Origin of the sequence: Pontibacter silvestris (assembly GCF_020907275.1) — a bacterium.
In the GTDB taxonomy this organism is placed as follows: domain Bacteria; phylum Bacteroidota; class Bacteroidia; order Cytophagales; family Hymenobacteraceae; genus Pontibacter; species Pontibacter silvestris.
On record NZ_JAJJWI010000012.1, the window covers coordinates 76,384 to 101,825 of the forward strand.

The window sequence follows — 25,442 nt, forward strand, 5'->3', positions numbered from 1 at the left end:
TTTGAATCAACATACCTGATCTCTTTATGAAAAATCTTACTGCAATGATCTAAAATTATAATTCTGCCTTATAAAAAGACTATAGCTGCTATGAACATTTCCAAATACATCTTGCCAATGCTTACGCTGTTAGCTGTTGCATGTGGTCCTGGCAAACCATCAGCTGAGGTGGTGGCTACCCAGGAAGAAAGCGTTGCTGCAGAGCAGCCTTTGTCTGAGTGGATGGCTGATTCTGAAATGAAGAGAAGCCCTGAAGGCTGGATGATCGATTTTAAGGAAAAGCCTAAATGGGATTATACACAAGGCTTGTTTGCCAGTGCATTGGAAAGAGTGTGGGAGAAAACAGGAGATCAGAAGTACCTGAACTATATCCAGGCTTTTGCTGATACCATGATTAGCGAAGACGGGGCTATCATGACCTATAAAAAGACAGACTATAATATTGACCGTGTTAACCCAGGTAAGTTTCTGATGGAGCTTTACAAGGAAACAGGTGACAATAAATATAAACTGGCAGTTGAAGAGTTGCGTGACCAGATGCGGACACACCCACGTACTTCAGAAGGAGGATTCTGGCATAAAAAAGTTTACCCACATCAGATGTGGCTGGATGGTCTTTACATGGGGTCTCCTTTTCTGGCGCAGTATGCAGTTGAGTTTAATGAACCCGCTTTGTTTGATGATGTTGCCAATCAGATTTACCTGGTTGACAAATATACCTGGGATGAGAAAGAAGGCCTGTTCTACCACGGCTGGGATGAGAGCAGGGAGCAGAAATGGGCCAACCCCGAAACAGGGAGATCGCCCAATGTGTGGGGCCGGGCAATGGGCTGGTTTGCTATGGCGCTGGTAGATGTGCTGGACTATTTGCCTGAAGACCATCCTAAAAGAGCTGAAGTACTGCAAATTACCCAGAAAATGGCTGGTGCCATTGAGCAGTATCAGGACAAAGATACAGGCCTTTGGTGGCAGGTAGTAAATATGGGTGGCAGAGAAGGCAACTATTTAGAGTCTTCTGCCTCCAGCATGTTTACCTACTTTTTAGTAAAAGCTGCGAAAAAAGGATACATAGACCAGCATTATATGCAGGTTGCCCGGAAAGGGTACAGCGGCATACTGAATAACTTTATTAAGAAAAATAACGATGGCACCATTAGCATTACCAATGTATGTGCGGTAGCAGGTTTGGGCGGTAATCCTTACCGCGATGGTACCTACGAATACTACATCAACGAGCCTCGTCGTGACAACGATCCAAAGGCAGTATCTCCGTTCATAATGGCTTCTCTGGAGTTTGAGGAATTGAATAAAACAGCAGCTAAATAATAGACCTCTGTACGATGAAGATCAAGAAACTACCTTATTTACTTATTCTTGTCTTATGCCTGCTGTTAATACAGGTACAAGCCCAAAGCTATAATTTTGTAGTAGCCAAAGATGGTAGTGGTGATTTTAAAACAGTACAGGAGGCTATTGACGCAGTGCCTGATTTTAGAAAGAGTGTAACTACCATTTACATTAAGAACGGAACTTACAAAGAGAAGTTAGTGCTTCCTGCTTCTAAAACTGCTGTTAAGTTCATTGGCGAAGATGTTAAGAAAACTGTTTTGACTTACGATGACTATGCTTCTAAGAAAAACAGGTTCGGAGAAGAAATGGGTACTACAGGGTCGACTAGCTTCTATGTTTTTGGAGATAACTTTACAGCTGAGAACATCACTTTTGAAAACTCAGCTGGTCCTGTTGGGCAGGCTGTAGCTGTGCGTATAGATGGAGATAAAGTAATGTTCAAGAACTGCCGCTTCCTGGGTTTTCAGGACACGCTTTACCCTCACGGCGAAAAGAGTCGGCAGTATTACAAAGACTGCTACATAGAAGGCACTACCGATTTTATTTTCGGTTGGTCTACTGCTGTTTTTGATAACTGTGAGATTTACTGTAAAGAAGGGGGCAGCTATGTAACAGCAGCCTCTACATTAGAAGGCACCCCGTATGGTTTTGTGTTCTTAAACTGCAGGATTACAGGCAGTGCGCCTGCTAACTCTTATTACCTGGGCAGGCCCTGGAGACCCTATGCCAAAACAGTTTTTATCAACACACACTTGGGGAAGCAGATAAAACCGGAAGGGTGGCATAACTGGAATAAGCCGGATGCTGAAAGGACATCTTTCTATGCCGAATATAAATCAACAGGACCCGGTGCCAGTGCAAAAGACAGAGTAAAGTGGTCGCACCAATTAACTGATCAGGAAGTACAGAATTACACTTTAGAAAAAATACTGGGAGATTGGGATCTTAATAGTAAGACGGCATCGGCAAATAGCAAATAACTCTTGCAGGTGTCATAAGATAGAGAAGTGAACTAAGATTCTTTTATCATCCTGATAATACCAAGTTGAAATTAACATATGATACACCCTTGCCGTTTATTCTATTTGCAAGCCTCAGTAGTTGCTCTATTGTGTTGTTCCTGTTCCAGCTTTGCTCAAAACAAAACAGCAGAAGCCACAGCAAACATAAACACAGTCTCTAAAGTTTGGGTGGCAGACAACGGCGATGGCACTTACAAAAACCCCATTCTTCATGCTGATTACTCTGACCCGGATGTTTGCCGTGTAGGAGATGATTATTACATGACCTCCTCCAGCTTCAATGCCACACCAGGTTTACAGATTCTGCATTCCAAAGACATGGTAAACTGGAAGCTGATAGGGTATGCGTTAGATCGGAATACACCATTGGAGCATTTTGCCAAGCCGCAACATGGCAATGGTGTGTGGGCCCCGTCTATCCGGCATCATAATGGAGAGTTCTATATTTATTGGGGCGACCCTGACTATGGTATTTACATGGTGAAAACCAAAGACCCTGCCGGTAAGTGGGAGGAGCCTGTGCTGGTGATGGAAGGGCAGGGGCTGATAGACTCTTGTCCGCTGTGGGATGATGATGGTAATGCTTACCTAGTGCATGCTTATGCAGGTAGCCGGGCCGGTATTAAAAGCATATTAGCTGTGAACAAGATGAACCCTGAAGGTACAAAAGTGCTGGATGCTGGTGTAATGGTGTTCGATGGGCATAACGGCCATCCAACGGTAGAAGGCCCTAAGTTTTATAAGCGTAACGGCTACTATTACATATTTGCTCCGGCAGGGGGCGTGTCTACAGGGTGGCAGCTGGTGTTGCGGTCAAAAAATGTGTATGGTCCTTATGAGGAAAAAATAGTGATGGATCAGGGGAATACCTCTGTGAATGGTCCGCACCAGGGAGCTTGGGTAGATACACCATCCGGTGAAGATTGGTTTTTTCATTTCCAGGATATAGAAGCTTATGGGCGTGTAGTACACCTGCAGCCCATGAAGTGGGTAAACGACTGGCCTGTGATAGGAGTGGACAAAGACGGAGATGGCAAAGGAGAGCCTGTCATGACTTATAAGAAGCCAAGCGTAGGTAAAACATATGCCATAACTACTCCACTGGAGTCTGATGAGTTTGACAGTAATTCACTGGGGCTACAGTGGCAGTGGCATGCTAACCCAAAAGCTACCTGGGCTTTTGCCACAGGCAGTACAGGTAAGCTTCGTTTATATACAGATCAGTTACCGGAGGATTATAAGAACTACTGGGACGTGCCTAACCTGCTGCTACAGAAATTTCCGGCAGAAACGTTCACCGTTACAACTAAGCTTAGTTTCCATCCGAATGAAAAGTTACAAAACGAGCGGACAGGCCTTGTAGTAATGGGAGAAGATTATGCTTATGTGTCCTTAGTAAGCAAGAAAGATGGGCTTTACCTTACTTATAACACAGTAGATGGTGCCCATAAAGGTACTCCAGAAAAGGAAGAAGTACTGGGTAAGCTAAAAGGCAATGATGTCTACTTTAGGGTGAATGTTGACAGAGGAGCAAAATGCCAATTCAGCTATAGCGAAGACGGTAGTCAGTTTAAAAATATAGGCAGCATCTTCACCGCAGTGCCGGGGCGTTGGATAGGGGCTAAAGTGGGCGTTTTTGCTACCAGAAAAGATAAAATTAATGACGCAGGCTATGCCGATTACGATTGGTTCAGAATCACGCCTAATACATCCGCTACATTCCAAAGTAAAAAATAACACGTAAGCTTATGAGCACAAGAAAAATATTTATGAACCGAATGCTGTTGCTGGCAGGTATAACCGGAGCCCTACAGCTCTCCTGCCAGTCACCTAACGGCAGAGCAGCATCAGAGCAGGCTACAGCTTCTACTATAAATATGGCGACAGATATTTATGAGGGCATAGAGTTCGATATGCCTAAAGTAACCGAGCCTGCTTTTCCTGACTATAGCGTAAGTATTACAGACTTTGGTGCTGTAGGTGATGGCCTGACTAAGAACACACAGGCTTTTGAAAGAGCGATAGCCGATGTGGCAGCCAAAGGTGGTGGCAAAGTAGTTATCCCGCGTGGCTTGTGGCTTACAGGCCCTATTGTGCTACAGAATAACATTAACCTGCATGCAGAGGCTGGTGCCATGGTGGTTTTCAGCGAAGACTTCAGCGAATATCCACTTGTGCAGACAAGCTTTGAAGGGTTGGATACTTATCGTTGCCAGTCACCTATTTCTGCCAGAGGGGCAGAGAACATAGCCATTACTGGTAAAGGCACTTTCGATGGCTCCGGTGATGCCTGGCGACCAGTTAAGAAAAGCAAAATGACAGATTCGCAGTGGAAGAACCTAGTGAAATCTGGCGGTGTGTTAAGCGATGATGAAAAAATGTGGTACCCATCTGCCAATGCAAAAGAAGGCGACACACCGGGCAGTAACTTTAACGTGCCAAGTGCGAACACTAAGGAGCAGTTTGAAGCTATCAAAGATTACCTGCGCCCGGTTATGGTAAGCCTCGTGAATTGCAAAAAAGTGTTGCTAGACGGACCAACTTTCCAGAACTCTCCAGCCTGGAACCTGCACCCGCTTATGAGCGAAGATGTAACCATACGCAATCTGAACGTGCGTAACCCCTGGTACTCACAGAATGGAGATGGCTTAGACCTTGAATCCTGTAAAAATGTAGTTATCTATAACAATATTTTTGATGTAGGAGACGACGCTATCTGCTTTAAGTCTGGTAAGGACGAAGATGGGCGTAAACGTGGCATGCCAACAGAGAACGTGATTGTGAAAAACAACACAGTGTACCACGCACATGGTGGTTTTGTGGTAGGTAGTGAAATGTCAGGAGGAGTAAAAAATGTGCATGTGTCTAAATGTACGTTTATGGGTACCGATATTGGCCTTCGTTTTAAGAGCACACGTGGCAGAGGCGGCGTAGTAGAAAACATCTACATCTCAGACATCGATATGATTGATATTCCTACACAAGCTATAAGCTTTAACCTGTTCTATGGGGGTAACTCTCCTGTGCTGGAAGAGGACCAGAGAGCCAGTGATGAAGCAAGAGATGAAGAAGCTGTGCCTGTGTCAGAAGAAACACCAGCTTTCAAGGATATTTACATGAAGAACATCAGGGTAGCCGGAGCAGATCAGGCAGTAGCGTTCCAGGGGCTACCAGAAATGAATCTTCAGAATGTAAACTTGGAAAATGCTATTCTGAAAGCAAAAAAAGGTATTACAGCTATAGACGCAGATGGCATTAAGCTGACTAATGTGAAGGTGATTACAGAAAAAGGCCCGGCTCTAACCATCTACAACAGCAAGAACATCGATGTTAACGGCTTAACATATGACGATAAGCAGGAGCCGATTGTAAAAGTAATGGGGCCGCTTACGCAGAACATAAAGTTGGATAATAAAGATTTCAAAAATGCTGACCAGCAGGTGTCGAAGAGCAAAGATTTAAGCACTACTGCGCTTACAATGGATGATAAGTAAATTATAGATCAGGAGCAATGTCCTGCAAGGAGGTACAACGAACCACTTGCAGGACATTGCTCCTTTTTTTAGCAAGATACCTTCCTTCAGAGCAAGGAAGGTACTATACCAGATAAAATAAACAAGAACCTAAAACTGATGAAAAAGGCATTCATAGGAAGTATAGTTGTGCTGCTGTTGCTCCCCCTGATGAGCTACATTCAAAAAAAAGACATAACCATATTTCTGATAGGAGACTCTACTATGGCAGATAAACCTTATGCCAATGGGAACCCCGAAAAGGGGTGGGGGCAGGTGTTCCCGCTTTACTTTACAGAGGGTGTAAAAGTGCAGAACCACGCTGTAAACGGACGAAGTACCAAGAGCTTCCGGGATGAAGGGCGTTGGGAGACCGTATTAAAGCAGCTTAAAAAAGGGGACTATGTAATTATCGAGTTTGGCCATAACGACGAGAAAGATCAAGACCCCAAGCGTTATGCAGCACCTGAAACAGATTATCGCAAAAACCTGGAACGATACATTGCTGAAACCAGGGCAAAAGGAGCTATTCCAGTGCTGGCTACTCCTATAGTAAGAAGGAAGTTTGAAAACGGACAACTAACTGACACGCATGGTCGGTATCCGGAGGTAGTAAGAGAGGTAGCGGCGCAGCAAAATGTACCACTGCTGGACCTGGAGAAAAGAACGCAAGAATTGGTATCCCGCTACGGAGAAGAAAAGTCAAAAGCACTTTTCCTGCATTTAGAGCCAAACGAATACAAGTCTTTACCCGAAGGACGCACAGACGACACGCATCTTTCAGCTTATGGAGCGTTCAGAGTAAGTGATATGGTGGCAGAAGAAATGCAAACAGCTTTACCTGAAGTAGCTAAACTGCTGAAGAAGTAAAAATAGAAGCCTTTTTGCTTACACGTTAGCTTTCGGTCTTATGCAAGTTCTTAAAGCTATTCTAAACTTAAAGTTCCACTACTTCTGGTTCTCATCGAACATAAAGCCTATGAACATGAAGTCGATTAGCATTACAGCATGTATACTTATCAGCGTCTTCTTTACAGCTTTTATCCCGCTTAAAAAGAAGCCTGTAACAGTGTACTTAATTGGAGATTCCACTGTAGCAGATTATGCTAACCATTACGATGATGAAGACTACATGAGCAAAAGGTATCCTGTAACAGGATGGGGACAAGTGTTTCAGGCATTCATGAGTTCTGACAGCTTGTTCAAGGTAAGGAATATCATTAAAACAGATAGTGTAGTGGTGGCAGATAAGGCACGAGGTGGTCGTAGTACCCGCACTTTCTTCGAAGAAGGTCGCTGGGCAGAGGTGTTTAAATCGCTTCAGAAAAATGATGTGGTCATGATGCAGTTTGGCCATAACGATGCAGCCGAAAATAAACCAGAACGGTATGTGAACATCCAGGGGTATAAAGAATACCTGCGCTTGTATGTAAACCAATCCCGCGAGAAAGGAGCTATTCCTGTATTGATTACACCTGTTAACCGGAACTACCCTTGGAAAGATGGTAAGCTTAGCAATGTGCATGGCGAATATCCGCAGGCAGTGAAAGATGTGGCACAAGAACTGAATGTGCCGTTGATAGATCTTACCCAGCTTTCTATTAATGCCTTTACCGCAAAAGGAAAAGACTATGTAACGGAGCATTACTTCATGAATCTTCCGGCTGGTAAATACAAGGCTTATCCTGACGGGCAGAACGATAATACGCATTTTCAGCCGGAGGGAGCCAATGCAGTGGCTGGTCTGGTCTTTCAGGGAATGCAGGATTTAAAAGTAACAGGAGCATCTGCTAAAAAATAAAACTGAGACTAGTTTAGTAAAGAAATACCGCGGGCTTAAGCCTGAGTATTAGGAATAACTGCCTGAGTAAATCTATGAATAAAAAGATAAAGAGCCTGTTGTTCTCTGCTTCGCTGTTAGTAAGCTTAGTTTCCTGCACAGTAGCAGCAGACACAGATGAACCAGTGACTGGTAGTACAGTAAAGGACATAAGCCCGGACATAGAACCGGAAGGAAATGTCATTGCCTTTCCGGGGGCAGAAGGGTTTGGGAAAGCTACAACCGGTGGGCGAGGTGGTAAGGTTTACATAGTCACCAACCTGAATGATAGTGGCGCTGGCAGCTTACGCGAAGCAGTAAGTGCAAGTGGAGCAAGAACAATAGTCTTTGCTGTTTCAGGTACCATTGCGCTTAAGTCTCAGTTAAACATCAGCAACAGTAACCTGACTATTGCCGGTCAGTCTGCACCAGGTGATGGCATTTGTGTGCGTAACTATCCGGTAGTGGTTGATGCAGATAATGTAGTTATTCGTTACATACGCTTCCGGATGGGAGACACAAAGGCTGTAGAGGGTGATGCCCTTGGCGGACGTAAAAGAAAAAGCATCGTAATAGACCACTGTTCTATAAGCTGGGCCACAGACGAGGTAACATCTTTTTACGACAACGAAAACTTTACTATGCAATGGTGCCTGATAGCAGAAAGCCTGAATGAGTCGGTACATGTAAAAGGTGCCCACGGCTATGGCGGCATATGGGGTGGTATGGGAGCTACTTTTCATCATAACCTGCTGGCACACCACAATAGCCGTAACCCTCGCTTTAATGGTTCGCGTTACCACAAGCAGCCAGCAAAAGAAGTTGTTGACTTTAGGAACAATGTAATTTATAACTGGGCCGGTAATAGTTCTTACGGAGGTGAAGAAGGTAACCAGAACATGGTGAACAACTACTATAAGCCAGGGCCCGCCACACCAGCTGTAAGAACAAGTAGAATAGTTAATCCCTCCAGCCCATACGGTAAGTTTTATGTAGCTGGTAACTATGTAGCCGGAGACGCAACTGTTACAAAAGACAACTGGAGAGGAGGGGTGCAAGGCGCACCTGCTGATGAAGTAAAAGCAGCTCAACCCTTCAATGTTCTGGCAGTACCCGAACAGGTAGCTACTGCCGCATATGAACAAGTGCTTGATAATGCTGGAGCTAGCCTGCACCGCGATGCTGTAGACGAAAGAATAGTGGCAGATGTAAGAGCCGGTACTGGTAATAAGGGTAAAAACTCAAATGGGATTATAGATTCGCAGGAAGATGTGGGAGGATGGCCGGAACTGAATTCTGAGCCTGCACCAGCTGATGCTGACCAGGATGGCATTCCGGATGAGTGGGAAAAGCAGAATAATTTAAACCCCAGTAAGGCAGCTGATGCACAATATTATAAAAAAGGAACACCTTTTACTTATCTTGAAACATATCTGAACAGCCTGATAGATTAGGCAAGGCTGATAAGGTATGTTTCAGGAGCTAGAACCAGAAGAATTCATTAAAGAAAGAGTAAGCGCATTATATATGATAACATATTGGAATGTATGGATCAGAAACATGTTCATCAATTGGAGAGGCTTGAATCTTTCAATCAGTAAAACATTAGCTTGTAGTCTTACTCTTTTATATACAAGTACTATCTCTTTTGCTCAGCAAGTAACTTCTGATGTAGGTAATTTTTACCCTTTACTAGACTCCTATGGCAGCAAAAACGAAGTTAGTTTATCTTACCTGGCAAAAGATTGGAAAGATGCAGAGGAGTGGCGTAAAGCAGCCAAGGCAAAACTAAATGAACTGCTTGCTTTCAACCCCGAACCAGCTCCCCTGAATACAGAAATACTCAATACTACTAAAAGGGCAGGCTACACACAATACTTGGTAAGGTATAACCTGAACGCTTTGCAAAAAACAGAAGCTTTCTTACTTGTTCCTGATAACCTGACAAAGCCTGCCCCGGCAGTAATTGCGCTGCATGACCACGGCGGCTTTTACTATTTTGGAAAAGAAAAGCATACCTTAACAGATAACAGACCGGCCATACTGGTAGAATATATCCAGAACCTGTATGAAGGAAGAAGTTATGCAGATGAACTGGCTAAGCGAGGTTTCGTGGTGCTTTGCCCTGATGCTATCTATTTTGGGTCGCAGAAACTGGACCCTGAAGCCCTGACACCTGGTGTCTCGAAATCTTATCTTAGCCAGATCAGCAAGGCAGATGAAAGTGCCTCTATCAAGGCCTATAATAAACTTGCAGGAGCGAATGAGGTGGCTATGGAAAAAACTATTCTGACTTCCGGTACTACCTGGCTCGGCATAATAGCACAGGGCGACAAGGTTGCGGTAGACTTCCTGCTCTCAAGGCCAGAAGTAGTCCCGGACAAAATCGGCTGCATTGGGCTATCTTTAGGCGGTTTGCGCAGCACGTATTTATTTGGTTTGGATTCCAGGATACAGGTGGGGGTAATAGCGGCTTTTTCAACTACATACCAGCAGATGCTAAAAGAACATGCCCACCATACCTGGATGATGTATGTGCCGCGCCAGTACCAGTTTTTGGATTTACCAGATGTTGCCTCACTTAATGCGCCCCGGCCACTTATGGTCATGAACTGCAACCAGGATAAACTCTTTAGCCACTCTGGGATGCAGGCCGCTGAGCAAAAGCTTTCCGCTGTATACAAGAAAATGAAAGCCTCTGATAAATTTAAATGTAACTACTACGATGAGCCTCACTCCATGACCATTCCGATGCAGGAAGATGCTTTTGCCTGGCTGGAGAAGTGGCTGAAATAAATTCTTACGATTAACAGATATAAAATGAAATTAGAACACTTTGCCTTAAATGTAGAAGATCCTATAGCCATGACAGCCTGGTATACCGAACATCTTGGAATGAAAGTGGTGAGGCAGGCGCAGGAAGCTCCTTACACTACTTTTATAGCTGATGATAGTGGCAGGATCATGATTGAAGTGTATCTAAACCCTGCTGATGAAGTGCCAGATTACCGCAACATGAACCCGTTATTGGTGCATTTGGCCTATGTGTCGGAAAACCCTGATGTGGATAAAGATAAATTAATAGCCGCAGGAGCCAGCCTGATATCAGACCAAAAGTTAGAAGATGGTTCGCACCTGGTTATGCTTCGCGATCCGTGGGGCCTGGCAGTACAGTTATGCAAGAGAGGGAAGCCTATGCTGGCTGAGAAGGAACAGTAAGTACAACAGAGTTAACTGAGTACCATTAATTACGAAAACAAAAAAACGCAACATGAAAAAGTTAACGTTACTACTTTCCTTATTTCTGGTTACGTTAAAGCTGGTGGCTCAACCAACCACCTATCCTGATTCTTTTACGGTTGCTCAGGATGGCAGTGGAGATTTTAAAACCATTCAGGAAGCAGTTAACGCAGTACGGGACCTGTCGCAGCAAGTGGTTACGATTCATATAAAAGATGGCATTTACAGGGAGAAACTGGTGGTGCCATCATGGAAAACAAAGGTGTATCTGTTAGGCGAAAGCAAGGAAGGTACTGTTATTACCAACAGCGACTATTCTGGTAAAGATTATCCTGGCACTGACTTTACCGATAAAGATAAGTATAGCACCTATACCTCCTATACTGTGTTAGTACAAGGCAATGATTTTAGAGCAGAAAATTTAACAATAGAAAATGCCGCCGGGCCAGTAGGACAGGCAGTGGCGTTACATGTAGAAGGAGACAGAGCCATTGTTAAAAATTGCCGGCTGTTAGGCAACCAGGATACGTTGTATGTTGCTACTGAAAATAGTCGCCAGCTTTACCAGGATTGTTATATAGAAGGTACTACCGATTTTATTTTTGGTGAAGCTACTGTTGTGTTTCAAAATTGTGAAATAAAAAGCCTGAAAAACTCCTATATAACTGCTGCCTCCACAACTCCCCATCAGAAATACGGGTTTGTTTTTATAAACTGTAAATTAATAGCTGATACTTCGGCTGAAAAGGTGTATCTGGGCAGGCCATGGCGGCCTTATTCAAAAACTGTTTTCATTAACACAGATATGGGAAACCATATCTTACCAGAAGGCTGGGATAACTGGCGAAATCCTGAAAATGAAAAGACAGTGTTATATGCAGAATATAATTCCAAAGGGGTAGGGGCTGATACAAAGAACAGGGTAGGATGGTCGAAGCAGCTATCTGCAAGAGAGGCTAAGCAGTATACGGTAGAAAACATTTTTCCTGACTGGAAGCCTTTGCAGAAGTAGTTGAGCTTTTAAAGAATTATAAGTACAACTTAAGCAGGCATCGCACCTAATACTCTCTCATGTTACGAACATTGTTAGTTACTACTTTACTTATAGTTAAACTGGTAGAGGCAAATGCCCAGGCAGATACCGAAACATGGCATCTTAATTCTATAAAGGCTGTTGGCGGGCATGCTGTTACTATATGGGGTAACCCTAAAGTTACCAAAGCAGGTAAGGAAAAGGCAATAGCTTTTGATGGGGAAGATGATGGTGTGTTGGTTAATGCTAACCCGATAGCTGGCACTGAAGAATTTTCTATAGAAGTATTGCTTAAACCTTATGATGTTTACCCAAAAAATGTGGAGCAGCTTTTTCTACATATTCAGGACCCGGAGAATGAAAACCGCAGAATCTTAATCGAACTTCGTTTAAATGACCAAAAGCAATGGTATGCTGACTTCTTTATGCGCACCGACAAGGCCTCGCTTACTTTAATAGATTCTACTAAAACACATCCTGTAAATGAATGGGCAACGGTTAAGCTGGTTTATAAAGACAAGCAAATGAAAGGTTATGTAAATGGAGTAGAAGAGCTGACAGGTCAGATAGAGTATCTGCCAATTAACAGATCTGCCAAAACCTCTTTGGGAACAAGAATGGATAAGAGGTCCTGGTTCAATGGAGCAGTAAAAGCCGTTAAGTTCAGTCACCAAGCCTTACCAGAATGAAGCTGTGAACTTAAAGTAAATAATGTGCCAGTTAAACTTATAGGCGCAGAGGCATAAACTGTACAAAAAGAGCAGTTGGGGCATCATTAAGTTCCAACTGCTCTTTTTGTATTAAAGATTTTTATCAAGTTGAAAAATTTTCAGTAATCAAACCAGTGTTAGCTCAGCTGCTAAAAATTCCTCTACTTTGTCTACCATGTCCGGCGACCCTATAATAAGCGGGCAACGCTGGTGCAGATCTGTTGGGTCCTTATCTAAAATACGTTCTGAGCCATCTGTGGCTTTGCCTCCCGCTTGTTCTACTATCATGGCAAGAGCATTGCACTCGTACACCAAGCGCAGCTTTCCGTTAGGGGCTTTAACTGTAGGCGGGTATAAATAGATGCCACCCTTAAGCAGGTTACGGTGGAAGTCAGCTACTAGTGAGCCAATATAGCGGGCATTGTAATTGTTTTCTTTACAGTAGTTCAGGTAGCTTTTAACACCGTCAGGAAAGCTGTTTAAGTTACCCTCGTTGCAGGAGTATATCTTGCCTGTTTTTGGGGTTTTAATATCTGGGTGAGAGAGGAAGAACTCTCCCAGTGATGGCTCGTAAGTAAAGCCGTTTACGCCGCAGCCAGTAGTGTACACCAGCATAGTGGATGAGCCGTAGATAACATAACCAGCTGCCACCTGTTTCTTGCCGTTCTGCAGGCAATCTTCGGAAGTGCCATCTTCCCCAATATCTGATAACCTTCTGTAAATGGAGAATATAGTACCTATGGCCACGTTCACATCAATGTTAGATGATCCGTCCAGAGGGTCCATAGCCACAATATACTTGCCTTTGGTATTACCTGTATGTATAATCCCTTCCTCTTCTTCAGAAATAACAGTACATACTTCCCCACCATTGCGCAGGGCTCTTATAAAGCGGATGTTGGCAATAATATCCAGTTTCTGCTGCTCTTCTCCCTGGATATTCTGCTGCCCGTAGGCACCTGTCACCCCCAGCAGTCCTGCCCTGTTTATCTCCCTGTTTACAATTTTTGCAGCCAGTGCTATATCGCGTAGCAATTGCGAGAGTTCACCAGTGGCGTAAGGGAAATCCTCCTGCTTTCTCATGATAAACCTGTCAAGGGTAGTACCTACAGGTAGTGCCAGATCGTCTTTCATAACTTTTGACTTTACATGGTTAAACTATAATAAGCACACAACTGAAATATGCTTGAATTCTACAAACTGAACTTTATGTCTGAGCTCTAAATGCCCTTTTTAAGCACAGGGGCAGGAGCTTCTATGTTATTAGCTTTTTGTTTATCATCACTCCACACAAACAACAGTATTGTGATGGAGTGATGGATAAATAAGCAGCAGCTTAGAGCGATACACCTCTTTTCCAGGGGATAAAGTCATCCTGGCCAAGTTGCATGGCTTTGGTAGGGGTTTTTCCACTTGCTACTTCTATAATATGATCCAGAATTTGCTCTCCCATTTCCTCAATGGTTTTTTCTCCGGCAATAACAGGTCCTGTATCTATATCAATGATATCAGGCATGCGTTGTGCCAGTCTGGAGTTAGAAGAAACCTTAAGTACCGGAGTTACAGGGTTGCCTGTTGGTGTTCCTAGTCCTGTGGTAAACAGAATTATGTTTGCACCCGAGCCAGCCATAGCTGTAGTGCTTTCTACATCGTTGCCAGGGGTGCAGAGTAATGTCAGGCCTGGCTTAGAGACATACTCGGTATAATCCAACACATCGGCAACGGGAGAAGTACCACCTTTTTTGGCAGCACCAGCTGACTTTATAGCGTCTGTAATAAGGCCATCTTTAATGTTACCAGGGCTTGGGTTCATGTCAAATCCGGAGCCTACTGCTTCAGCTGCACGTGCGTAAGCACGCATCAACTGCACAAACTTATCAGCTGTAGGGTTATCTACGCAACGGTTAATAAGCTCCTGCTCCACTCCGCAAAGTTCTGGGAACTCAGACAGGATCGATTTACCACCCAAAGCAACAATAAGGTCAGAAGTATGGCCAATGGCCGGGTTGGCAGAAATACCAGAAAAACCATCAGAACCACCGCATTCCAGCCCAATTACCAGTTTACTTAATGGGGCTGGCTGGCGTTTTATTTTATCAGCTTCAATAAGTCCGAGAAATGTTCTTCTGATAGCCTGTGTTAGCAGTTCTTGCTCTGTCCCTTCTTTCTGCTGCTCCAACACAATAAGGGGCTTAGAGAAGTTAGAGTTTATCCTTTTGATACTTTCCTCCAGAATGCCTACCTGTGCATTTTGGCACCCTAAGCTTAATACAGTTGCTCCGGCAACATTAGGATTATTGATGTAACCCGCCAGCAAGGCACAGAGAGTATCTGAATCCTGACGAATGCCTCCGCACCCGCCTTCATGGGTCAGGAATTTAATGCCGTCTATGTTTTCGAAAATACGTTTCTGTCCGTTCTGCTGATTGCTCTGTATGGACAGCTTTTCTATATCTTCTATTTTGCCAGACTGGTACATTTCTACCATCTGCTGCACGTAAGACTTGTAAACATCCTGATGTCCAAAGCCTAACTCATCCAGAAACGCTTGTTTAATAATGTTAACATTGCGGTTTTCACAGAATACTAATGGAATAACAAGCCAGAAATTACCTGTTCCTACTTGTCCGTCCTCACGATGATAGCCCATAAAGGACTTATTTGCCCACCTGGATACGTCCGGGGCCTGCCATTCTATTGTTTTAGTTTTTCCGGTAAAGGATGAGGCTTGGTGTTTTACATTCTTTGTGTTAAGAATACCTCCTGCTGGAATTGCCTCTACGGCTTTACCTACCAAAGTACCATACATAATAATTTCATCACCAGGGGCCATATCCTGTTGCGCAAATTTATGTTTGGCAGGTACTTCACTGGTGATAATTACTTGAATACCCTCATACTCTACCCTATCTCCTACACTAAGATCCGTCAATGCTACAAGAACATTATCACTAGGATGAACTTTTAAAATTTTGTGTGACATATATAACGAATGTTTAATTGCGCAATCGATTGCACTGATATGTAAATAATAAAAAATATTTTGTAAAACAGAAATTTTTTAGTGTAAAGTTTTCGAATCAGAAGAAAAAGTATCAAAAAGGAGTAGGCCTTCTTTATAAAAAAACATTGTAATGAATAAAGTATCTTGCTGTGCACCGTAGTAGTGGTACCTTACTCAGCTTAGCTATGTCATTTTAAAAGTTATTGTACTGAATGATAATAGTTTAGCAGTCTTCACTTTCTTAATTATACTCATAGTTAAGTTCCACTTTTATCAGGATGTTAGGTTTAGAGGAAGAATTCTACCCCGTTACAGGCACAGTTTCTTGGTCTGAAAATTAAGATCTATAACAAGTACAAGATTTTATTAAATTTGCTGTTTATATTCTGCTTGTATTTTATATTTTAGAGCAACACTGGTTTATGCGCCTAATTTCGTTTATAGTTGTACTTTGTTTAACTCTTGTTGTGCCGGGCCTGGCACAGCAGGTAGGCATAGAGCTGGGGAAAAGCCCATTGCCCATAAATGAGTATTATACTATATCTGTCAATATACAAGATCAACCCTTCAAAGAATATACGCCATTTCCGAGTATAGAAGGCTTTAAAAAGAGTAGTAAGTATTCGGCTACCAAAACCATGACAGTAGGTGGTAAAACTACTGTTATCAGGAGTATTATTCAGAACTACGCAGCACTGGAGGAGGGTGAATATGAGCTGGCCCCTTTTAATATGACGATTAACGGGCAAACTGTGCATTCTGATGGAGCCTCTATTGAGGTTACACCTATGGCTGTGAAAGCAAGTCCCCAAAGCCCTTTGGTGATAGTGCCGGAATTAGAGGCTCCTGAAGAGGCCGAAGACGGACTGCAAGAACAACAGGAGTACATTGAAAAAGAAGATAATGCCTTCCTGTCGTTGTACACGAGCAAGAAAGAAGTATTTGTGGGAGAGGGTGTAAATGTAGCTTTGTATTTTTACCTAGCTACTGAGGACCAGCGGTTGCTTGATTTCTATGATTTTGCCAACCAGATTGCAGGTATCCTGAAGCTGCTGAAGCAGCCTAACACATGGGAAGAAACGTTTGAGTTTGCAGAAATTACTCCGGAGGAAGTTTCTATTGAGGGAAAACCTTATCTTCGGTTTAAGTTATATGAGTCGGTGCTTTACCCGATTAACCTGGAGCCTATAAAGTTTCCGCAGCTTTCCCTGAAAATGATAAAGTACAAAGTGGCTAAAACGCCTAACTTGCTTACTGAAGACCGCAAGGAAGGATATAAGACGTTTTATGCACGTGAGCGGGTTATAAAGGTTAAAGAACTTCCGCCGCACCCATTGCGCAATGTTGTGCCAGTGGGAAATTACATGTTACGTGAAAGCCTTTCAAAGAAAAGCGTGCCGGTAAATAAGAGCTTTACTTATTTGTTTCAAGTGGAGGGAGAGGGTAACTTAGCAGCTATTATGTCCCCTGTGCCAGCTGCACAAACTGGTTTGGAGTTTTATCCTCCTGATGTGCGGCAGGATGTTACGCGCAGGTCAGGAAGAGTAGTGGGGGCCAAGAGTTTTTCTTATGCTGTGTTGCCACGTGAGCCAGGTGACTACAACATGGGAGATGCCTTGCAATGGATATATTTTAACCCAGGCACAGCTACCTACGACACTTTACAGGCAAACTTAGCTGTAACTATAACAGGTGCCAGCAATAGTGATGCAATGGTTTTATCAAGAGATTTGGGTTCTTTCTATAATATAATTGAAAACGAAGACAGCAAGTTAGTTAGTCTTCATCTGTTTGACGATATAAAGCGTTATACGAACATCATTTTGCTGGTACTGCTTGTGGTGTCGTCGTTTATCTTTTTAAAGAAATAAAAATGAGTAATTCTTACGGAAAGCTTTTCAGAATAACAACTTTTGGCGAGTCTCATGGTGCGGCAGTAGGAGTAATTGTAGACGGATGCCCGGCAGGTGTGGAAATCACCACTGAGGAAATTCAACTGGCGCTGGACCGTCGCCGCCCAGGGCAGTCTAAAATTACTACGCCACGTAAAGAAGAAGATAAAGTAACTATACTCTCAGGTGTTTTTGAAGGCAGAACTTTAGGTACTCCCATTGCCATGGTGGTAAATAACAAAGACCAGGCAAGTAAAGACTACAGCCATATAGAACATGCTTTCCGTCCGTCGCATGCTGATTATACCTATACAGCCAAATATGGCCTGCGCGACTACCGCGGAGGTGGCCGTAGTTCTGCCCGCGAAACAGTAGCTCGTGTGGCAGCAGGAGCCCTTGCTACCAAAATGCTGCAGAAGTTTGGCATCAGCATAAACGCTTATGTGTCGCAGGTTGGCAAAATTAAAGTCCAGAAGCCTTACACAGAGCTGGACCTGAGCCAGATTGACTCTAACATAGTGCGTTGCCCTGATGGAGCAACAGCTGCCCGTATGATTGGCCTTATTGAAGAAGTACGTGATAACCTGGATACTATAGGAGGTGTCGTTAGTTGTGTTATAAAAGGAACACCAGTGGGTTTGGGAGAGCCTGTGTTTGATAAGCTTCATGCAGAGCTTGGCAAAGCGATGTTGAGCATAAATGCAGTAAAAGGTTTTGAATATGGCAGTGGCTTTGAAGGCATTAAGATGAGGGGCTCTGAGCACAACGACCAGTTCTATACAGATGAAGCAGGTAATATTCATACGCGCACTAACAACTCCGGCGGTGTACAAGGCGGCATCAGCAACGGACAGGATATTTACTTTAATGTAGCCTTCAAACCTGTGGCCACCATTCTGCAGACACAGCAGACAATAAACGATGCAGGAGAAGATATTGAGTTAAAGGGCAAAGGCCGCCATGACCCTTGTGTACTGCCACGTGCTGTGCCTATTGTAGATGCTATGGCTGCTCTTGTGCTGGCTGATTTTATAATGCGCCAGCAGGCAAACAAGGTGTATAGCGAACCAGCTTAAGAAAAACTTCCTGCAGGCACATAGCCCCATTGCATTAATTCGTCGCGATGTTTTATGTGCCTGCAGGCTCCATCCACCAGAAGTAAAAGTTGGTTACTTATCTCTAATACAGCTTTGTAGTCATGGTCGGTAACTAGAAATCCTTTCGTGAGGCGGTTAGCTTCTATCAGTTCCTGTATCCTTTCTACTTGTAGGGAAGCTATTCCTGAAAAAGGCTCATCAAGGAGCAAAAACTCTGCATCTAATTGTAGTAGCAGCAAAAGCTCTATGTACCGTCGCTCCCCAGTAGAAAGTTCAGCTGTTTTTTTATTTAAATGCTGCTGTACACTCTCATGTGCAAGCAGTTCTTGTTGTTTTTGCTTGTCATCTAAAAAAATGCGGATGATGGTGCTTATTGATAAGGCATGAGGCAGAAAGCCTTCTTGCGGCAGGTAGCCAATTAAGCCTTTGTGAGTGTAAGGCGTGTTGCATACGTTGCCATCAATCTGGATAAATTTATTATCGGTGGTCTTGGTGCCGAAGATAATCTTAAGTAAAGTAGTTTTGCCGCTACCATTCCTGCCTAGCAAGCCCACTACTTCTCCTGTCTGGCACTTCAGGTACACGTCTGACAGCAGTAGCCTGCCCCCGGTGCTGTACATAATGCTGTCAACTTCTAGTGTATGTTTAGGCATGTGCACTAAAACTTATAGCGTAAAGAAGCACTGCCACTAGCAGGTTTATAGCAGCAGAACAAGTAATTAAAACAAAGCGGCTAAACCCACGGTTGTGGTAAAAGTAGTATTGTTGCTTATACCTTTGCTCATAAAAATATAATGACAGTATGAAGCCTCCTGTAAGCAGCGACAGGTTAAAAGAAGAAACAAACCCCGTCAGGTAACTTTTTCTGATAAGCATGCCTATAACACCAATAAACAGGGAAAGAGGTAAGTTGAACCTCATTAGTGCTATATAGTAGTGTAATAGTAGCCTAGGCATATAGATACAGGAAGCAATTAGTCTACTATAAATTTACACTTTATCTGTAATTATAAAAGGCCAGGGGCCACTCTTAATTTAAGAGTGGCCCCTGGCCTTTTATAATTAATTATTATTGATGTTAAAATAATCTTAAGTGTACTACCAGGAACCACACCAGAACAAGGCACGGCAGTAAGAACGGGATAGAGTAACGAAGTATATAGGCAAAGAAAGATGGCATTTTAACACCTGTGCTTTCTGCGATGGCTTTCACCATAAAGTTCGGTCCGTTACCGATATAGGTTAAAGCTCCAAACAGTACAGCAGCTAACGATATTGCCTCTAACAATAAGGTTGTTTCCGGGTCTGCACCTGTTCCTGTTGCAAACTGTCGTACTTCTACCACACTATTCTGAGCCATGTCATACTTGGCCATTGCCAGTGAAAGGAAGTTTGCATAAGTTGGTGCATTATCGAGGAAGCCCGATAGTGAACCTGTCGCCCAGTACAGGAAGTTGGAAGTAATGTATTTTGAATATTCCGGAGAGGAAGCGATGGCTGCCGAAAGCTGCAGAGCTGGCATCATGGTAAAGAAGATACCGAAGAATAAGAACACCACTTCCAGAATCGGGTGAAAGTTAAACTGGTTCCCTGCCAAAGCTGTCTTATTGGAGAAACGGTAGCAGGCAAAAGCTGCAGAAAGCTGAATAACCTCACGGAGAAAAGAAAACTTATTTCCATCATAGTAAACATGTGGCAAACCGTCAATCACGTTTGGGTCCAGGAAAATAGCTCCAATGATAACTGCCAGCCAGGCTAAATTACGTTTCCCGCTAATGTAGAACTCTGTCTTTTCATTGTTTTTAGCAACAACCTCAGGGCGTGGCGTAAAGCCTATTTCTTTATTGCGGCTGTCGACCACGAAGAATACAATGCAGAGAATACCTATAGTTACCAGCCACGGCAGGAACAGGTGCTGCATAGTCCAGAAGAACGGAACACCTTTCAGGAAGCCGATGAACAATGGAGGATCGCCGAGAGGAGTGAGCAACCCACCTGCGTTACTTACTATGAATATAAAGAAAACAATCTGGTATGGCTTAATTCGATGTATATTGAGCCTGATGAATGGCCTGATCAACAGTAAAGAAGCCCCTGTTGTACCTACCAGGTTAGCCAGCACGGCACCAATGGCAACAAGCGCCACGTTTACGGCTGGAGTAGCGTTTGTGTTGATATTAATATAAATACCGCCTGCTGCAATGTACAGTGAGCTAAGCAGTATGGCAAAGGAGGCATACTCAAAGAAGGTATGAATAGGCATGTGAAAGTCTTGCAGCACAAAGAGGTAATACGCTAACACGCCTAAACCCAATGAAACAGCTATTTTCTTGTAGTTATGCTCCCAGAAATGGCCGAACAAAACCGGACCACTGGCAATCATCCCGATTAGAATAAGAAACGGAATAATAAGGAAAGAAGGCGCAGTATGATGAGCTTGCGCCAGTAAGATAAAATTGTTTAGCATGTTAAACGTGTGGAGTTAGGTCAGAACAAAAATTTAACTGCAATGCAAAGATAGCTTTTTTGTGCTAAATAGCTATTTACGGCCATACATTGTAACTTATATAAGGCTTATCGAACAGGTGCTACGAGTTGGGGGAGTTTACTTATAGGAAATTATGTATAACTTTGGAAACTTTAAGACATATCCGTAAGTTTTAATTTAAAACAGAATTATCATGATAGAAAATAAAGAAAAAGTTGTTTCGGTTTACGCTGAAGCAAACCCAAACCCAGAGTCAATGAAGTTTGTGATGAGTGTGACGTTGTTACCTGAAGGTCAAAGCGTTGATTATCCAAACCTGGAGAGTGCCCTTGAGTCGCCATTAGCGCAGGAGCTTTTCAATTTTGATTATGTTTCTCGTGTTTTTATTGCCAGCAACTTTGTAACGGTTACCAAGAACTCGAACCTGGAGTGGGTAAAGCTTATACCTGAACTTCGCACTTTCCTGAAGTCTTATGTTGAGGCTGGTGGCCCTATTTTTACAGAAGGTTTTGTTGTTAACAAACAAAAAGCTGCCACTGAGTCACATGGCGAGGCATCAGGTGAAAATACTGACATATCTCAAAAGATTATAGACTTGCTTGATAACTATGTGCGACCGGCTGTGGAGCAGGATGGTGGTAATATCACATTCAAATCTTATCATGATGGCGTGGTGACAGTGTTCCTGCAAGGCTCTTGCAGCGGTTGCCCTTCCGCTACTGTTACACTAAAATCTGGTATCGAGAACCTACTGAAGCGTATGGTGCCTGAGGTAAGAGAAGTTGTTGCTGACGGTATAGCTGTATAAGAAGAAGATATATTATTTATAGAGTAATAAAAGAGAGCCAGCCTGTTAATTTCGGGCTGGCTCTCTTTTTATTGGATTGCTTAATAAGCAAAAATTTCCCTCCAGTCGATGTTACTTGTACGAATATAGGGCATAACTCCCCATTGCTCTTTCGAGAGATAAGGTGTTATAAGAATAAAGTATCAGTCATATTATATACTGTATATACTGTACTTATTATAAATAAAAGGCCCCGTAGTTAACAATGCTACGGGGCCTTTTATTTATAATAAGTACTAAGCTTATCTGGCTTGCTGTGCTACTTTAACGGAAGCAACAGGCTGCTTTTGCTCTTTTACTGTATCTACTACAATTGGAGTGGCGATAAATAACGAAGAGTAAGTACCAAAAATAACACCAATAAGCATGGCAAGTGAAAAGCTGCGCAATACCTCACCACCAAAGATGAATAGTACTAGAACAACCAAGAACAATGTAAGTGAGGTAATAATGGTTCGGCTGAATGTACTGATTAATGCCGGGTTGACAACTTCTCTTACATGCAGGCGTGGGTTATCATTCATGTACTCACGTACACGGTCAAAGATTACCACTGTGTCGTTTATAGAGAAACCTATAATGGTAAGTACCGCTGCAATAAACACCTGGTCCATTTCATAAGAAATGCCTATCAGGTCAAGTATAGCGAATATAGCAATGATCATGAGCGCATCATGTAACAAGGCTACCACACCGCCCAAGCTGAACTGCCATTTTCTAAAGCGAATCATCACGTATATAAAGATACCGATCAAGGACAATGCCAGGGCTATAAGAGCTCTGTTCTGTACATCGTCAGCCATAGTGGCACCTACTTTAGAAGAACTTAATATCTGCGGATTTAAGTTGCTATATTGTGCCAAGCCTTGCGTTAAAGCAGTTTCTACTTGCTCATCGGCCTCCAGGCTTGCATCATCAGCTAAGTAACTGGTAGTGATTTTTAGTCGGTTATTTGTACCATAAGTCTTAACTTCTGTACCAGCATTCTGGAACTCGTCTAACAAAGCAGATCGTACATCAGAGGCCGGAACTGTCTGATCAAGATTTACAATGTAAGAACGGCCACCTCTGAAGTCAACACCCAGGTTAGGGCCACCGTTAATGAACATCGCTACAAAGCCAAGTACAATTACTGCAAGCGAGAAGGCATAAGCAGGTTTTCTGTACTTCATTACGTCAAACGTAATGTTTCTGAACATTCTGTCAGTAAGCGCAGTAGAGAACGAGAGCTTACCACCTTTTTTAAAGGCACCTTCAACAAACAACCTTGAGATAAATACTGCAGTAAAGAATGAAGTAACAATACCAATCATTAAGGTGATAGCAAAACCTTTTACTGGCCCTGATCCGAAGAAGTAAAGGATAAAACCAACCAGGAAAGTAGTTACGTTCGCATCCAAAATGGTCATAAACGCTTTGTCATAACCTTTATTGATAACCTCCCGAATACTTAAGCCTTTTGCTGCCTCTTCACGCATCCGTTCAAATATCAGTACGTTGGCATCCACGGCCATACCTAAAGTAAGTACGATACCAGCTATACCAGGTAGTGTTAGCGCTGCATTAAACTGTGCCAGCACACCAAGAATAAAGAACACGTTGAAAAGAAGAGCTAAGTCAGCTATGAAACCACCACGGCTATAGTAAGCAATCATGAAGATAATCACCAATGCTAGACCAGCCAGCGTAGAAATTAACCCTTGATTGATCGCTTCCTGACCAAGAGACGGACCAACTACAGATTCTTCAACAATCTGAGTAGGAGCAGGCATTTTACCAGCTTTCAGAATGTTAGCAAGGTCCTGGGCTTCTTCAATAGTAAAATTACCAGTAATAGAAGAGTTACCTCCTGTAATCTCGCCCTGCACTACTGGGGCAGAGTATACATAGTTATCCAGTACAATGGCTATCTGGCGGCCAACATTGTCGCCAGTTAAACGAGCCCATTTCTTAGAGCCATTTGGATTCATCGTCATGTTGATTTCCGGGCGGCCGCTCTGGTCAAAGTCCTGACGGGCATCGTTAATAGCATCTCCTGACATTGGAGCTCTTCCATTACGACCTTTCTTGATAGCGTAGAATTCAACAAACTGCTGACGGTTCTGACCTTCCAGTGGCTTTACTCCCCAGAAGAACTTCATGTTCGATGGGAAAATGGCACGAACTTCTGCTCTTGAGAAAATCTCATTTATTTTAGCTGTATCGCGTACGTTTGCGCCAAGGCCACCAGGCATTTGCGTAAACAAACGGGCTAGCACACCACCTTGCTGGGCAGTAGTTAAAGAGTCAAGTGCTGCAGAGTCAGCAGGGTTCTGAGCTGGAACAGCCGTTGACGCAAGGCCAGTAGAATCTGTTACAGCTGAATCGGCAACAGCTGCTTGTGCCAGCACATCATCTGTTGCGTCAGTTACAATAGCACTGTTATCTGATGCAGAAGCAAGAGCATCTGTATTCAAGTTAAGTTTACCAGCAGATTCCTGCTGATCCAGATATTGGCTAAGCTGCATGAAGTAAGGGCTGAATTCTTCAGGAGACCATACTTCCCAGAACTCCAGGTTAGCCATGCCAGATAGTAGTCTGCGTACGCGGTCAGGGTTATCAATGCCTGGCAGCTCAATTTGAATACGGCCAGTACCTTCCAGGCGCTGAATGTTTGGCTGATTTACACCGAACTTGTCAACACGGGTACGGATGATATTAAAAGAACGGTCAATAGCGTCTTCTACTTCCTGGTTTATTACATCCAGTACTTCCTCGTCAGTAGACTCATAGCTGATTCTGCCACGGTTTGCTGAAGTAGAGAAGATACGACTAAGGCGACTATCTGGATTGATTTCACGGTAAGCCTGGGCAAACAGTGTAGTGAAGCGCTCCTGGCTGTTTTTCTGCATTTCTTGTGCACGATCCAACGCTTTCAAGAAATCAGGATCTTTACTGTTACCTGCAAGCGACTTAACGATCTCAACCGGAGAAACTTCCAGCACAACGTGCATACCACCTTTAAGGTCAAGGCCTAGGCCTAACTGGTTTTCAGTAACCTCCTGGTATGTTAAGCCCATAAATACAGGCTCTCTCCAAATGGAGTCTATATAAGCTTGCCTTCTTGCAAGGTCTACATTGCCTTGTGCATCTGTGGCATAGGCTTCGGCGTCCTGCTGCACATTGCGGGCAACTAGCGAAAACGACAGGTAGTAAAGGCAAAGCGCCGATACAATTACTGTCAGAACGATAATTAAATTTTTGTTCCGCATTTGGATTAATTAATGAAAAATAAAGTATAGGTGAAAGATTAAAAGCAATAGAATAAACTATACCCTACTTATTAGACAAATGAAAATAAATGTCTAAGCGTTCCGCAGCAGTCATATTTCTGCTGTGGTTATCAAAACTTTAGAGAAGAAGGATACAGTGAAAAGGGATAAGCTACA

20 protein-coding genes are annotated in these 25,442 nt (G+C 43.3%); 14 read left to right on the plus strand and 6 right to left on the minus strand.

Annotated features, from left to right (window positions below; all coding sequences use genetic code 11):
- Nucleotides 1–90: 90 nt before the first annotated feature.
- The 11 genes from LN995_RS12475 to LN995_RS12525 all read left to right on the plus strand — a co-directional run bounded on the left by LN995_RS12475 (nucleotide 91) and on the right by LN995_RS12525 (nucleotide 12,665).
- Nucleotides 91–1,326 (plus strand): glycoside hydrolase family 88/105 protein, encoded by a 1,236-nt coding sequence (locus LN995_RS12475; protein WP_229961408.1) that lies wholly within the window; start codon nucleotides 91–93, stop codon nucleotides 1,324–1,326.
- A gap of 14 nt (nucleotides 1,327–1,340) precedes the next feature.
- A complete protein-coding gene (locus LN995_RS12480; RefSeq protein WP_229961409.1) occupies nucleotides 1,341–2,330 on the plus strand; it encodes a pectinesterase family protein in 990 nt (329 codons plus the stop codon).
- Between the two features lie 78 nt (nucleotides 2,331–2,408).
- The gene (locus tag LN995_RS12485; RefSeq protein ID WP_229961410.1) at nucleotides 2,409–4,109 is read left to right on the plus strand and encodes a glycoside hydrolase family 43 protein; all 1,701 of its coding nucleotides are present in this window, start codon (nucleotides 2,409–2,411) and stop codon (nucleotides 4,107–4,109) included.
- A gap of 11 nt (nucleotides 4,110–4,120) precedes the next feature.
- On the plus strand, nucleotides 4,121–5,866 hold the full coding sequence (locus LN995_RS12490) for a glycoside hydrolase family 28 protein (protein ID WP_229961411.1): 1,746 nt from the start codon (nucleotides 4,121–4,123) through the stop codon (nucleotides 5,864–5,866).
- 138 nt (nucleotides 5,867–6,004) lie between these two features.
- Complete coding sequence (locus LN995_RS12495) at nucleotides 6,005–6,754, plus strand: rhamnogalacturonan acetylesterase (protein WP_229961412.1); 750 nt, start codon at nucleotides 6,005–6,007, stop codon at nucleotides 6,752–6,754.
- Nucleotides 6,755–6,869: 115 nt separating this feature from the next.
- A complete protein-coding gene (locus LN995_RS12500) occupies nucleotides 6,870–7,685 on the plus strand; it encodes a rhamnogalacturonan acetylesterase (RefSeq protein ID WP_229961413.1) in 816 nt (271 codons plus the stop codon).
- A 74-nt stretch (nucleotides 7,686–7,759) separates the two neighbouring features.
- Nucleotides 7,760–9,157: a pectate lyase family protein gene (locus LN995_RS12505; RefSeq protein WP_229961414.1), complete on the plus strand. Its 1,398-nt coding sequence runs from the start codon at nucleotides 7,760–7,762 to the stop codon at nucleotides 9,155–9,157.
- 73 nt (nucleotides 9,158–9,230) lie between these two features.
- Nucleotides 9,231–10,499: a dienelactone hydrolase family protein gene (locus tag LN995_RS12510; protein ID WP_229961415.1), complete on the plus strand. Its 1,269-nt coding sequence runs from the start codon at nucleotides 9,231–9,233 to the stop codon at nucleotides 10,497–10,499.
- Between the two features lie 24 nt (nucleotides 10,500–10,523).
- On the plus strand, nucleotides 10,524–10,922 hold the full coding sequence (locus LN995_RS12515) for a VOC family protein (RefSeq protein WP_229961416.1): 399 nt from the start codon (nucleotides 10,524–10,526) through the stop codon (nucleotides 10,920–10,922).
- 52 nt (nucleotides 10,923–10,974) lie between these two features.
- A complete protein-coding gene (locus tag LN995_RS12520) occupies nucleotides 10,975–11,955 on the plus strand; it encodes a pectinesterase family protein (RefSeq protein WP_229961417.1) in 981 nt (326 codons plus the stop codon).
- A gap of 59 nt (nucleotides 11,956–12,014) precedes the next feature.
- The gene (locus LN995_RS12525) at nucleotides 12,015–12,665 is read left to right on the plus strand and encodes a LamG domain-containing protein (protein WP_229961418.1); all 651 of its coding nucleotides are present in this window, start codon (nucleotides 12,015–12,017) and stop codon (nucleotides 12,663–12,665) included.
- A 147-nt stretch (nucleotides 12,666–12,812) separates the two neighbouring features.
- Here the strand turns inward: LN995_RS12525 and fbp are convergent, their stop codons facing one another.
- Both fbp and LN995_RS12535 read right to left on the minus strand, forming a co-directional pair.
- Nucleotides 12,813–13,820 carry a class 1 fructose-bisphosphatase gene (gene fbp / locus LN995_RS12530; RefSeq protein WP_229961419.1) on the minus strand — a complete coding sequence of 336 codons (1,008 nt, stop codon included), beginning with the start codon at nucleotides 13,818–13,820 and terminating at the stop codon, nucleotides 12,813–12,815.
- 202 nt (nucleotides 13,821–14,022) lie between these two features.
- Nucleotides 14,023–15,669 carry a UxaA family hydrolase gene (locus LN995_RS12535; protein ID WP_229961420.1) on the minus strand — a complete coding sequence of 549 codons (1,647 nt, stop codon included), beginning with the start codon at nucleotides 15,667–15,669 and terminating at the stop codon, nucleotides 14,023–14,025.
- A 443-nt stretch (nucleotides 15,670–16,112) separates the two neighbouring features.
- Between LN995_RS12535 and LN995_RS12540 the strand changes: the two genes are divergently transcribed.
- Together LN995_RS12540 and aroC are read left to right on the plus strand one after the other, a co-directional pair.
- Complete coding sequence (locus LN995_RS12540) at nucleotides 16,113–17,561, plus strand: BatD family protein (RefSeq protein WP_229961421.1); 1,449 nt, start codon at nucleotides 16,113–16,115, stop codon at nucleotides 17,559–17,561.
- A 2-nt stretch (nucleotides 17,562–17,563) separates the two neighbouring features.
- Nucleotides 17,564–18,658, plus strand: a complete 1,095-nt coding sequence (gene aroC / locus LN995_RS12545; RefSeq protein WP_229961422.1) for a chorismate synthase — start codon at nucleotides 17,564–17,566, stop codon at nucleotides 18,656–18,658.
- Here aroC and LN995_RS12550 read toward each other — a convergent pair.
- From LN995_RS12550 to LN995_RS12560, 3 genes are all read right to left on the minus strand, one after another.
- Nucleotides 18,655–19,332, minus strand: coding sequence for an ATP-binding cassette domain-containing protein (locus tag LN995_RS12550; RefSeq protein ID WP_229961423.1), 678 nt, complete (start codon nucleotides 19,330–19,332; stop codon nucleotides 18,655–18,657). The genes aroC and LN995_RS12550 overlap by 4 nt on opposite strands.
- Nucleotides 19,325–19,600 (minus strand): hypothetical protein, encoded by a 276-nt coding sequence (locus LN995_RS12555; protein WP_229961424.1) that lies wholly within the window; start codon nucleotides 19,598–19,600, stop codon nucleotides 19,325–19,327. Before LN995_RS12555 ends, LN995_RS12550 begins: the two co-directional genes overlap by 8 nt.
- Nucleotides 19,601–19,757: 157 nt before the next feature.
- Nucleotides 19,758–21,146: a sodium:proton antiporter gene (locus LN995_RS12560; protein WP_229961425.1), complete on the minus strand. Its 1,389-nt coding sequence runs from the start codon at nucleotides 21,144–21,146 to the stop codon at nucleotides 19,758–19,760.
- Between the two features lie 214 nt (nucleotides 21,147–21,360).
- Between LN995_RS12560 and LN995_RS12565 the strand changes: the two genes are divergently transcribed.
- Entirely contained in the window at nucleotides 21,361–21,975 is a 615-nt protein-coding gene (locus LN995_RS12565; protein WP_229961426.1) for a NifU family protein, read from the plus strand.
- Between the two features lie 281 nt (nucleotides 21,976–22,256).
- On the opposite strand, the gene secDF is transcribed toward LN995_RS12565, so the two are convergent.
- Nucleotides 22,257–25,265 carry a protein translocase subunit SecDF gene (gene secDF, locus LN995_RS12570; protein ID WP_229961427.1) on the minus strand — a complete coding sequence of 1,003 codons (3,009 nt, stop codon included), beginning with the start codon at nucleotides 25,263–25,265 and terminating at the stop codon, nucleotides 22,257–22,259.
- Between the last annotated feature and the right edge of the window lie 177 nt (nucleotides 25,266–25,442).

What these genes read in the sequence shown, in the direction of transcription:
- LN995_RS12475 (WP_229961408.1), top strand. Translation starts at nt 91, where the DNA reads ATGAACATTTCCAAATACATCTTGCCAATGCTTACGCTGTTAGCTGTT.
- LN995_RS12480 (WP_229961409.1), top strand. Translation starts at nt 1,341, where the DNA reads ATGAAGATCAAGAAACTACCTTATTTACTTATTCTTGTCTTATGCCTG.
- LN995_RS12485 (WP_229961410.1), top strand. Translation starts at nt 2,409, where the DNA reads ATGATACACCCTTGCCGTTTATTCTATTTGCAAGCCTCAGTAGTTGCT.
- LN995_RS12490 (WP_229961411.1), top strand. Translation starts at nt 4,121, where the DNA reads ATGAGCACAAGAAAAATATTTATGAACCGAATGCTGTTGCTGGCAGGT.
- LN995_RS12495 (WP_229961412.1), top strand. Translation starts at nt 6,005, where the DNA reads ATGAAAAAGGCATTCATAGGAAGTATAGTTGTGCTGCTGTTGCTCCCC.
- LN995_RS12500 (WP_229961413.1), top strand. Translation starts at nt 6,870, where the DNA reads ATGAAGTCGATTAGCATTACAGCATGTATACTTATCAGCGTCTTCTTT.
- LN995_RS12505 (WP_229961414.1), top strand. Translation starts at nt 7,760, where the DNA reads ATGAATAAAAAGATAAAGAGCCTGTTGTTCTCTGCTTCGCTGTTAGTA.
- LN995_RS12510 (WP_229961415.1), top strand. Translation starts at nt 9,231, where the DNA reads ATGATAACATATTGGAATGTATGGATCAGAAACATGTTCATCAATTGG.
- LN995_RS12515 (WP_229961416.1), top strand. Translation starts at nt 10,524, where the DNA reads ATGAAATTAGAACACTTTGCCTTAAATGTAGAAGATCCTATAGCCATG.
- LN995_RS12520 (WP_229961417.1), top strand. Translation starts at nt 10,975, where the DNA reads ATGAAAAAGTTAACGTTACTACTTTCCTTATTTCTGGTTACGTTAAAG.
- LN995_RS12525 (WP_229961418.1), top strand. Translation starts at nt 12,015, where the DNA reads ATGTTACGAACATTGTTAGTTACTACTTTACTTATAGTTAAACTGGTA.
- fbp (WP_229961419.1), bottom strand. Translation starts at nt 13,820, where the DNA reads ATGAAAGACGATCTGGCACTACCTGTAGGTACTACCCTTGACAGGTTT.
- LN995_RS12535 (WP_229961420.1), bottom strand. Translation starts at nt 15,669, where the DNA reads ATGTCACACAAAATTTTAAAAGTTCATCCTAGTGATAATGTTCTTGTA.
- LN995_RS12540 (WP_229961421.1), top strand. Translation starts at nt 16,113, where the DNA reads ATGCGCCTAATTTCGTTTATAGTTGTACTTTGTTTAACTCTTGTTGTG.
- aroC (WP_229961422.1), top strand. Translation starts at nt 17,564, where the DNA reads ATGAGTAATTCTTACGGAAAGCTTTTCAGAATAACAACTTTTGGCGAG.
- LN995_RS12550 (WP_229961423.1), bottom strand. Translation starts at nt 19,332, where the DNA reads ATGCCTAAACATACACTAGAAGTTGACAGCATTATGTACAGCACCGGG.
- LN995_RS12555 (WP_229961424.1), bottom strand. Translation starts at nt 19,600, where the DNA reads ATGAGGTTCAACTTACCTCTTTCCCTGTTTATTGGTGTTATAGGCATG.
- LN995_RS12560 (WP_229961425.1), bottom strand. Translation starts at nt 21,146, where the DNA reads ATGCTAAACAATTTTATCTTACTGGCGCAAGCTCATCATACTGCGCCT.
- LN995_RS12565 (WP_229961426.1), top strand. Translation starts at nt 21,361, where the DNA reads ATGATAGAAAATAAAGAAAAAGTTGTTTCGGTTTACGCTGAAGCAAAC.
- secDF (WP_229961427.1), bottom strand. Translation starts at nt 25,265, where the DNA reads ATGCGGAACAAAAATTTAATTATCGTTCTGACAGTAATTGTATCGGCG.